The organism is Dankookia sp. GCM10030260 (assembly GCF_042666655.1).
Classification (GTDB): Bacteria; Pseudomonadota; Alphaproteobacteria; order Acetobacterales; family Acetobacteraceae; genus Paracraurococcus.
Window position 1 is genome coordinate 650,099 of sequence record NZ_JBHTDE010000001.1, and the last position, 10,069, is coordinate 660,167.

At 73.1% G+C, this 10,069-nt stretch carries 10 protein-coding genes; 5 read left to right on the plus strand and 5 right to left on the minus strand.

The annotated features are described in order from the left end of the window. Positions 1-3: 3 nt before the first annotated feature. The 4 genes from ACFQS7_RS03190 to ACFQS7_RS03205 all read right to left on the minus strand — a co-directional run bounded on the left by ACFQS7_RS03190 (position 4) and on the right by ACFQS7_RS03205 (position 3,247). Complete coding sequence (locus ACFQS7_RS03190) at positions 4-207, minus strand: hypothetical protein (RefSeq protein ID WP_380065564.1); 204 nt, start codon at positions 205-207, stop codon at positions 4-6. Between the two features lie 121 nt (positions 208-328). Beyond that, positions 329-1,282 carry a redoxin family protein gene (locus tag ACFQS7_RS03195; RefSeq protein ID WP_380065565.1) on the minus strand — a complete coding sequence of 318 codons (954 nt, stop codon included), beginning with the start codon at positions 1,280-1,282 and terminating at the stop codon, positions 329-331. A gap of 22 nt (positions 1,283-1,304) precedes the next feature. Beyond that, a complete protein-coding gene (locus ACFQS7_RS03200; RefSeq protein ID WP_380065566.1) occupies positions 1,305-2,294 on the minus strand; it encodes an alpha/beta fold hydrolase in 990 nt (329 codons plus the stop codon). A 200-nt stretch (positions 2,295-2,494) separates the two neighbouring features. After that, positions 2,495-3,247, minus strand: coding sequence for a sulfite exporter TauE/SafE family protein (locus tag ACFQS7_RS03205; protein ID WP_380065567.1), 753 nt, complete (start codon positions 3,245-3,247; stop codon positions 2,495-2,497). A 193-nt stretch (positions 3,248-3,440) separates the two neighbouring features. Here ACFQS7_RS03205 and ACFQS7_RS03210 point away from each other — a divergent pair, with 193 nt between their 5' ends. Beyond that, positions 3,441-4,325: a PfkB family carbohydrate kinase gene (locus ACFQS7_RS03210; RefSeq protein WP_380065568.1), complete on the plus strand. Its 885-nt coding sequence runs from the start codon at positions 3,441-3,443 to the stop codon at positions 4,323-4,325. A gap of 94 nt (positions 4,326-4,419) precedes the next feature. Beyond that, complete coding sequence (locus tag ACFQS7_RS03215; RefSeq protein ID WP_380065569.1) at positions 4,420-4,641, plus strand: hypothetical protein; 222 nt, start codon at positions 4,420-4,422, stop codon at positions 4,639-4,641. A gap of 132 nt (positions 4,642-4,773) precedes the next feature. Here the strand turns inward: ACFQS7_RS03215 and ACFQS7_RS03220 are convergent, their stop codons facing one another. Beyond that, positions 4,774-5,922, minus strand: coding sequence for an Mrp/NBP35 family ATP-binding protein (locus tag ACFQS7_RS03220; RefSeq protein ID WP_380065570.1), 1,149 nt, complete (start codon positions 5,920-5,922; stop codon positions 4,774-4,776). A 193-nt stretch (positions 5,923-6,115) separates the two neighbouring features. On the opposite strand from ACFQS7_RS03220, the gene hflK reads away from it, so the two are divergent. From hflK to ACFQS7_RS03235, 3 genes are all read left to right on the plus strand, one after another. Beyond that, on the plus strand, positions 6,116-7,303 hold the full coding sequence (gene hflK / locus ACFQS7_RS03225; RefSeq protein ID WP_380066192.1) for an FtsH protease activity modulator HflK: 1,188 nt from the start codon (positions 6,116-6,118) through the stop codon (positions 7,301-7,303). Continuing rightward, positions 7,300-8,184: a protease modulator HflC gene (gene hflC, locus ACFQS7_RS03230; protein WP_380065571.1), complete on the plus strand. Its 885-nt coding sequence runs from the start codon at positions 7,300-7,302 to the stop codon at positions 8,182-8,184. Before hflK ends, hflC begins: the two co-directional genes overlap by 4 nt. Positions 8,185-8,336: 152 nt before the next feature. After that, a complete protein-coding gene (locus ACFQS7_RS03235) occupies positions 8,337-9,893 on the plus strand; it encodes a DegQ family serine endoprotease (protein ID WP_380065572.1) in 1,557 nt (518 codons plus the stop codon). Positions 9,894-10,069 lie beyond the last annotated feature (176 nt).

Consider the following 10,069-nt stretch of genomic DNA (forward strand, 5'->3'; position numbering starts at 1 on the left):
CGGTCAGCCGCCGAGGCTGTCGGGTTCCGGCACGACGCGGTCGGCGGCAACCGTCCCGTCCGGCGCGGCCGTCGCCGCCCAGCTATCCGTCACCGTCAGGCCCGTCGGCGGGAAATCCTCCGGCTGGCCGGGCGCCGGCGTGTCATCCGGCGGGGCCTGGTTGGGTGCGTCGGGTTTGCCGTCGGGCGTTTGCCGTGCCGTGGCCATCAATGCCTCCGCAGGTTGCGATCCACTGCCTTGTACAACCCCGGTTCATGGATCGCGTTGCATGCCAGCACGCCTGGGCGCGGCGCCTCATCGGACATGCTTTTCCCTGCCCGACGCGCACTCAGCCGAAGGTCACGCTGAACAGCGACAGACCGGGCTGCTCCGCGGTGAACTCCAGCCGGTGCTCGCCGTAGGCCTCGCCGTCCAGCAGGGTGTACAGCGTCGGCCGGCCGATGCTGGACGCCACCGGCGCGCCGCCGTCGATGCTGACGCGGATCGGCACCTCGCGCGTGGCGCCGGCCACAAGGTGCAGCTTCGCCGCGGAGAAGCGCAGCCGCAGCCCGCCGCGCGGCGATTGCAGCGACAGCGCCTCCGCCTCCCGCAGCCAGGTGCCGTCCAGCTCGTACTGGTTCAGCCGCAGCGCGGCGGCCGGGCCGAAGCCGTAGGTCGCGGCACCCGGCCGCGGCGACTGCGCACGCGCCTGCGGGGTCGGGTGCTGCGCGCCGAAATAGATCTCCGGCGAGGCGATGCGCGACAGGTCGGGATCGTCGCCGGCCGGCGCCGGCGTGGTCCGTGGCGGCAGGCCGAGCAGGCCGCGGATCGCCGCTTCCATCTCCCGCGCATGGCCTTCGCCCTCGCGCAGCAGCACGATCCGGCCGTCGCGGTCGAGCAGGTAGAAGGCCGGCCAGGCGCGGTTGTTCCAGGCGCGCCAGGTCTCGAAGCGGTTGTCCTGGCCGACCGGGTAGCGCAGGCCGAATTCGCGGACCGCGGACTCGACGTTGTGGCGCTGGCGCTCGAAGCCGAATTCCGGCGTGTGGATGCCGATGACCTGCAGGCCGGCGGCGCCGTATTCCGCCTGCCAGCGGTTCAGGTAGCGGAAGGTGCGGCGGCAATTGATGCAGGAGTAGGTCCAGAAATCGACCAGCACCACCTTGCCGCGCAGCCCGGCGATGCTGAGCGGCACCGGGCTGTTCAGCCAGCCGTCGAGGCCGGCGAATTCCGGCGCCGGCTGCGCCCGGGCGACGCTTGTCGGCAGCAGCGCCGCGGCGGCGATGATTCGGCGTCGGCTGGGCATCGGGTTGCTCCCTTGCCGCGGGTCAGCCGCGGTCCACGTCCAGCACCGCCGCCGCGAAGGCCTGCGGCGCCTCCTGCGGCAGGTTGTGGCCGATGCCGCCGGCGATGGTGCGATGCGCGTAGCGCCCGGTGAACTTCGCCGCATAGGACGCCGGGTCCGGATGCGGCGCGCCGTTGGCGTCGCCCTCCAGCGTGATCGTCGGCACGCCGATCGTGGGGGCCGCGGCGAGGCGCCGTTCCAGCGCGTCGTAGCGCGCCTCCCCGGCGGCGAGGCCGAGCCGCCACCGGTAGTTGTGGATCACGATGGCGACGTGGTCCGGGTTGTCGAGCGAGGCCGCCGAGCGGGCGAAGGTGGCGTCGTCGAACCTCCAGGTGGGCGAGGCGGTCTGCCAGATCAGCCGGGCGAATTCCCGCGTGTACCGGGCATAGCCGAGCGCGCCGCGCTCGGTGGCGAAGTAGTACTGGTACCACCAGGCATGTTCGCCCAGCGGCGGCAGGGGCATCCGGTTGGCTTCCTGGCTGCCGATCAGGTAGCCGCTGACCGAGATTAGCGCCCGGCAGCGCTCCGGCCAGAGCGCCGCGACGATGCCGGCGGTCCGCGCCCCCCAGTCGAAACCGGCGATAAGGGCCCGGGCGATGCCGAGCGCATCCATCAGGTCGATGACATCCACCGCCAGCGCTGCCTGCTGGCCGTTGCGCATGGCATCCGCGGCGCGGAAGCGCGTCGTGCCATGGCCGCGCAGGTGCGGGACGATGACGCGATGGCCAGCGGCGGCGAGCGCCGGCGCGACCTCGGCGAAGCTGTGGATGTCGTAGGGCCAGCCATGCAGCAGGATGACCGCGGGGCCTTCAGCGGGCCCGAGCGCGACATAGCCGACGTCGAGCGCCCCGGCCGTGACCTGCGCCAGCAGGCCGAAGGCGGGCTGCGCGTGGACTGGGCGGGACCAAAGGAACGGCGCGGCCGCGGCGGCCGCGAGCAGCCGGCGACGGGGCGGATCGGTGGCACCCGGCATGGGGCTCTCCTGCGCAGCGCACAGGGATAACGCCGATGGCTCACCCGGCGTTGCCGCTGGCAGGCGAGGTTGGGGAGGGGAAAATGTTCCCTCCCCAAGTCCCATCCTTCCTCTCTGTGGGTTGGCACACGCCGCGCGCCGGGTGCCAACCCACGGACATAGATGAGGGGGTCCGCGGGAGAATACTTTCTCCTCCGGCCCTACCCCCAGGCCCGCCAGAAGAATACCGCGGTCATCAGCGCGCTGTACGCCACCACGACGCCGCGCAGCCAGGCCGCCGGGATCCGCCGCGCCAGCACTGCGCCGAAATAGCCGCCGATCACCGCCGCGACGAGCATCACCGCGGTCTCCGGCCAGCGCACCGGGCCGGCGACGGCGAAGCAGAGCACGGCGACCGTATTGGCCGCGCTGACCAGCAGCGTGCGCCCCGCGCTCATCGCCCTGATGTCGACCTGGCCGAGCAGGCTCCAGACCGCCATCATCATGATGCCGACGCCGCCGCCGAAATACCCGGCATAGACCGAGAGCAGCACCTGGGCACCCACCAGGAAGCGCGGCCCGATCACCACCTGCCGCTGCCGCAGCACCTCGCCGATCCGCCGGCCGAAGGCGAAGGCCAGGGTGCCTGCCAGCAGCAGCCAGGGCAGGATGGCATCGAAGGCCGGCTGCGGCGTCACCAGCAGCAGCACCGCCCCGACCAGCCCGCCGCCCAGGCTGATCAGCACCAGGCTGCGCAGCGGGATGCCCTCGAAGGACTGGAAGTCGCGCCGCCAGGCCCAGGCGCTGGCCAGCGTCCCCGGCAGCAGCGCCACGGTGCTCGAGGCATTGGCGACGGCCGAGGGCAGGCCGACGAAGACCATGGCCGGGATGGTGACGAAGGAGCCGCCGCCGGCGGCGGCGTTCATCGCGCCGGCCAGCAGCCCGGCGGCGAACAGGATCAGCGGGGCGTCCATGCGCCCAGCCTGGACGCCCCGGCGCCCCGCCGCCAGGGGGGCGGCGAGGCAAGGCGGTTGTCGCGCCGCGGCAGGCTTGGGAAGCTGCCCGGCCGGGCGCCCGGCCCGGATGCGAGGACCGCCGCCATGCCTGCCTGGCCACACCCCCGGACCACTGCCCGGCCGCCTTACGCCGCCGGGGACCGCTAGGCCGATGCCGGTCCTGGTCTTCGGCTCGGTCGTCGCCGACCTGGTCTTCGCCCTGCCGGCGCTGCCGGCGCCGGGGGTGACGGTGCTCGGCCCCGGCTATGCCGCGCTGCCGGGCGGCAAGGGCGCCAACCAGGCGGTCGCCGCGGCGCTGGACGGGGCGCCCGCCGCCTTCGCCGGCGCGGTCGGCGCCGATGCCATGGCCGAGGTGGCGCTGGCCGGGCTGCGCGGGGCGGGGGTCGACCTTTCCCGCCTCGCCACCGTGGCCGCGCCCACCGCTTGCGCCGCGGTCTGCGTCGATCCCGCCGGGCGCAACCAGATCGCGGTCGGCAGCGGCGCCAACCTCGCGGCCCGCGCCGCGCAGGTCGAGGATGCGGCGCTGGGCCCGGCCACCGTCCTGCTGCTGCAGATGGAGGTGCCGCCGGCCGAGACCGCCGCCCTCATCCGCCGCGCCCGGGCGCGCGGCGCCCGCATCCTGCTGAACCTGGCCCCGGCCGGGGAGATCGAGTCCGGGGCGCTGCGTGCACTCGACCTGCTGGTGGCGAACGAGCACGAGGCGGCCTGGCTGGCCGCCCGGCTCGGCTGTGGGGCGGATGCCGCCGGTCTGCACCGGGCGCTCGGCATCGGCGTCGCGGTGACGCTGGGAGAGGCGGGGGCGGAGGCGGCGACCGCGGCAGGCCGGCACCGCATCCCGGCCTTCCCGGTGCGGGCGGTGGACACCACCGGCGCCGGCGATGCCTGGAGCGGCGTGCTGGCCGCGGCGCTCGACCGCGGGATGCCGCTGGAGGCGGCGATGCGTCGCGCCTCGGCCGCGGCGGCGCTGGCCTGCAGCCGGTCCGGTGCGGCGGCGGCGATGCCGGCGGCGGCGGAGACCGACCGGCTGCTGGCATAGTATATCTTATCCGCCATGTGCGCCGGCGCACCGCAGCAATGTCGCCGACCGGGCATTCTCCGCTTGCTGGATCACCAGCCCGTGGAGGATTGGCATGGCCGATTTCGTCATCGTGGTGGCCGCCCTGGCCGGCATTGCTTCGGCCAACCCGGCCCCGCCGGTGGTCCCGAACAATGCCCCGACAGTCGGCTTCAGGACCTATGCGACCGTCGAGGCCTGCGAGGACGCCGCCGCGCATCTGAGGGCACGGCCCTGCACCCGGTTGGTCTGCCTGCCGGTCGAGACGCAGATGGGCGAAATGGCGAGCGCGTATTAGGCGAGGCCGGGGAGGAAGTATCCTCCTTGGGCGCTTATGTCTGTGGCTTGGCACCTGCCGCGCGGCAGGTGCCAAGCCACAGAACGCAAAGGCGGGGTTGGGGGAGGAAATGCTGTTTCCTCCCCGACCTTGCTACTCCACCACGAAGCGCGGCGCCGTCGCCCCCGCGCCCTGCAGCTTATCCCACAGCCGGGCGGCGATGCGCCGGTAGGCCTGCGCCTCCTCGGTCTCCGGCCGCGCCGCGACGATCGGCGTGCCGGCATCGGCTAGCAGCCGGATGTCGATCTTCAGCGGCAGCTCGCCGAGGAACTCGACCCCCATCTTGGCCGCTTCCGCCCGCGCCCCGCCATGGCCGAAGATGTCCGCCCGGTCGCCGCATTTCGGGCAGCAGTAGTAGGACATGTTCTCGATCACCCCGAGCACGGGGACGTTGACCTTCTCGAACATCCTCACTCCGCGCCTTGCGTCCAGCAGCGCCACGTCCTGCGGCGTCGAGACGATGACGGCGCCGGCGAGCGGCACCCGCTGGCTCATGGTCAGCTGCGCATCGCCGGTGCCCGGCGGCATGTCCACCACCATGATGTCGAGCGCCCCCCAGGCGACCTGGCCCATCATCTGTTCCAGCGCGCCCATCACCATCGGCCCGCGCCAGATCATCGGCGTCTCGGCATCCACCAGGAAGCCGATCGACATCGCCTTCAGCCCCCAGCGCTGCAGCGGGATGATGGTGTTGCCCTCGGTGCGCGGCTTCTCCTGCGCGCCGAGCATCTGCGGCAGCGAGGGGCCGTAGATGTCGGCGTCCAGCAGCCCGACGCGCAGGCCCTGGGCGGCGAGCGCGACCGCCAGGTTCACCGCCGTGGTGGACTTGCCGACGCCGCCCTTGCCGGAAGCGACCGCGACGATCTTCCCGACGTCCGGAAGCAGCATGGCCCCCTGGCCGGCCGGCGCCTTCGGCGCATGGCCATGGCCATGCCCGCCCGCGGCCGGCGGCCCGGCCCGGCCGGCGCCGCCCGGCTTCGGCCCGGGATCGGCGCGATGGGCGGTCAGCACCACCGTGGCGCTCAGCACGCCGGGCACCCCGGCGGCCGCCCGCTCGGCCGCCTGGCGCAGCGGCTCCATCTCCCGCGCCCGCTCGCGCGGCACGGCGATGGCGAATTGCACCAGCCCGTCGCGGGCGGTCAGGCCCTGCACCAGCCCGGCCTCCACCACGTTCCCGCCCCCCACCGGGTCGCGGACCGTCAGGAGAGCCTGCCGCACCGCCTCGACCAGAGACTCGCCCATCGCTTGAAAAGCCCTCTCGATCCAACAATATCGCCCGAACCCGCGGCACGCCGGTCGGGGCGCGTTCGCGTCGCCCCGCCCTGGCGTGATATGGACGGGCACCGCCGTGGCATCCAGCCCCTATCCGGGGCGCGGGCACCCGGTGCAGAACACGCAGATCCAGACCAACGACAAATGGAGGCCGGCTCGATCCATGGCGCTGAACAACGGCGGACCCAGCCCTTGGGGTAATCCCCGACCGGGCGGGCCCTGGGGGTCGCCTCCGCCGACCCCACCCGGTGGCGGCGGCCGCGGACCCGGACCCGACCTCGACGATCTGATCCGCCAGGCGCAGGACGCGGTCCGCCGCGTCATCCCGAGCGGTGTGGGCGGCGCCGGCGGCAAGGGCCTCGCCATCCTCGGTCTGATCGTCGTGGGGCTCTGGGCCGCCAGCGGCTTCTACCGCGTCCAGCCGGACGAGGAAGGCGTGGTGCTGCGCTTCGGCGCCTTCAACCGCACCGCCGGCCCCGGCCTGAACTACCACATCCCCTGGCCGATCGAATCGGTGCAAACGCCGCGCGTCACGACCGAGAACCTGGTCTTCATCGGCTTCCGCTCGGGCGATGCCGCCTCGGTCCGCGGCCCGGTCGGGCGGGACGTGGTGGAGGAATCGCTCATGCTGACGGGCGACGAGAACATCATCGACATCGATTTCGTGGTGCGCTGGCGCATCCGCGACGCCGGCGACTTCCTGTTCAACACCCGCAACCCGGAGAACACGATCAAGTCCGCCGCCGAGAGCATGATGCGGGAAGTGATCGGCCGCACCCCGATCCAGCCCGCCCTGACGGAAGCGCGCGGCCAGATCGAGGACCAGGTCCGCGCCGGGACCCAGGCGATCATGGACCAGTACAAGGCGGGCGTCGCGATCACCCAGGTCCAGCTGCAGAAGGTCGACCCGCCGGCCGCGGTCATCGAGGCCTTCCGCGACGTGCAGCGCGCCGCGGCCGACCGCGAGCGCCAGCGCAACGAGGCCGAGGCCTACCGCAACGACATCATCCCGCGCGCCCGCGGCGAGGCCGAACGGATGATCCAGGAGGCCCAGGGCTTCCGCGACAGCCAGGAAGCCCGCGCCAAGGGCGAGGCGGCGCGCTTCGTCAGCGTGCTCGGCGCCTACAGCGCCGCGCCCGACGTGACCCGCCGGCGCCTGTACATCGAGACCATGGAGGAGATCCTGCGGCGCAACCCGAAGGTCATCGTCGACGACCGGCTGCAGGGCCTGGTGCCCTTCCTGAACCTGGGCGACACGGCCCGGGCCGGCGGTCGCCCCGCCCCGGCAGCGCCGGCCGCCTCGGGGCCGCCGCCCTTCGTCAACAGCCGCCCGCAGGGAGCCGCCCGATGAACCGCCTGATCATCGGCGCCGCCCTGCTCGGCGGCCTCGTCCTCGCCGCGGCGTCGTCGCTGTTCGCGGTGCACCAGACCGAACAGGTGCTGATCACCCAGTTCGGCCAGCCGATCCGCGTCGCCGACCAGCCCGGGTTGAACTGGAAGATCCCCTTCATCCAGACCAACATCAGCTTCGACCGCCGGCTGCTGGACTTCGACGCGCAGGGGCAGGAGGTCATTCTCGGCGACCAGCGCCGGCTGGTGGTGGACACCTTCACCCGGTACCGCATCACCGACCCGCTGCGCTTCTACCAGACGGTGGGTGCGACCGAGGCCGGCATCCGGCTGCGGCTCGGCCCGATCGTCTCCTCCTCGCTGCGGAACACCCTGGGCAACGAGCCGCTGCTGTCGGTGCTCTCGGCCGACCGCGCCCGGGTGATGGGCGAGATCCGCCAGCGGGTGAATGCCGAGGCGCAAAGCTTCGGGATCGAGGTGACGGATGTCCGCATCCGCCGCGCCGACCTGCCGGAGGAGAACACCCAGGCCATCCTTTCGCGCATGCAGTCGGAACGCGAACGCGTCGCCCGGGAGCAGCGCGCCGAGGGTGCCGAGCAGGCCCAGCGCATCCGCGCCGCGGCCGAGCGCGACCGCACCGTGCTGATCGCCGAGGCGCAGTCGCGCGCCGAGACGCTGCGCGGCGAGGGCGAGCAGGTCGCCATCCGGATCTTCGCCGGGGCCTACCAGCGGGACCCGGATTTCTACCAGTTCTGGCGCACCATGCAGGCCTGGCGGGAAGCCTTCTCGGACGGCGAGTCCCGCATGCTGCTGAGCCCCGATAGCGATTTCTTTAAGTATTTCCGCAACCTTTCGCCTGACGGGGTGCCGGCGGCGCGGTGACCCGCCACGCCCGCTGAACGACCGGCGCGCGGGGCAGCCCGCGCGCCGGGCACGGGTGCCGGCGCGATGGCCGGCACGCCCCCCCGTGACCGAGCCTTTGACCACGAACGGCGTTCACCCCGTTCCCCCTATCCGCTGTCGAGGATCCCCCGATGCGCCTTTCCCCCGCCGTCCTGGCCACCCTCCTCGCCACCCTGCCGCTGGCGGCGGGGGGCCAGCCGGCTCCGGCGCCGGCCGATGCCGCGCCGCAGAATGCCCCTGCGGCGGTGCCGATGCGCGACGCGCCGTCCTCCTTCGCGCCGCTGGCCCGCCAGTTGCTGCCATCGGTGGTCAACATCTCGACCACCCAGTCGGTCCAGGCCCGGGCCAACCGGCCGGACGCGCCGGACCTGCCGCAGGCCCCGCCCGGCAGCCCGTTCGAGGAATTCTTCCGCGACTTCTTCAACAAGAACCGGCCCGAGGGGCAGGGGCCCGGCGGCCCCGGCGGCCCCGCCCAGCCGCAGCGGCCGCGCCGCGCCCAGTCGCTGGGCTCCGGCTTCATCATCGACACCAGCGGCATCGTGGTGACCAACAACCACGTCATCGACGGCGCCGACGAGATCAACGTCATCCTCTCGGACAACACCTCGATCCGCGCCAAGCTGCTGGGCACCGACCCGCGCACCGACATCGCGGTCCTGAAGATCGAGACCGACAAGCCGCTGCACGCCGTGCAGTTCGGCGACAGCGACACCGCGCAGGTCGGCGACTGGGTGCTGGCGATCGGCAACCCCTTCGGCCTGGGCGGGACGGTGACCGCCGGCATCGTCTCGGCACGCGGCCGGGACATCCGCCAGGGCCTCTACGACGACTTCATCCAGACCGACGCCGCCATCAACCGCGGCAATTCCGGCGGGCCGCTGTTCAACCTGGAAGGCAAGGTGGTTGGCATCAACACCGCCATCTACTCGCCCTCGGGCGGGTCGATCGGCATCGGCTTCTCCATCCCCTCCAACCTCGCGCGCAACATCACCGCACAGCTGCAGGAGCCGGGCGGCAAGGTCCGCCGCGGCTGGCTGGGCGTGAACATCCAGCAGGTCACCGACGAGATCGCCGAGAGCCTCGGCCTGAAGGGTGGCGGCCGCGGCGCCCTGGTGGCGCGGGCGCAGGAGGACGGGCCGGCCGCCAAGGGCGGCATCAAGAACGGCGACGTGGTGCTGCGCTTCAACGGCGCGGAGGTGAAGGAGATGCGCAACCTGCCGCGCATCGTCGCCGACACCCCGGTCGGCCGCGCCGTGCCGGTCATCGTCTGGCGCGACGGCAAGGAGCAGACCCTGCAGGTCACCGTCGGCGAGCTGCCGGGCGAGGTGCAGCAGGCCGCCGCCACCCCGCCGCCGGCCAACCGGCCGACCGAGCTCTCCGGGCTGGGCCTGCGGGTCGGTCCGATCTCGCCCGAGGCGCGCGACCGCTTCTCGCTGCGGCCCGAACAGAAGGGCGTGGTGATCATGGAGGTCGCGCCGGACAGCCCGGCCGCCGAGCGCGAGCTGCGGCCCGGCGACATCATCGTCGAGGTCCAGCAGGAGCGGGTGAACACCCCGCAGGAGGTCCAGGCCCGGCTGGAGGCGCTGCGCAAGCAGAACCGGCCGACCGCGTTGCTGCTGATCGAGACGGCGCAGGGCCAGCGCTTCGTGCCGCTGCGGCTGCGCGGCGAGAAGGGCAGTCCGGGCTGATGCCGGCGCCCGCGGCGTCTGGCCGCGGGCTGCAGCCGATGTCCCGCGCCAGCGGCGCCTGACCGCATGGCGCCCTACCGATCTCGCCGTCCGGCATTCCTGCCCGGGCGGCGATCGTCGTTCCGGGCCGGCATTCGGTTCCGGCAGGCACCATCGATAGTCACCGCTGCCGCTTG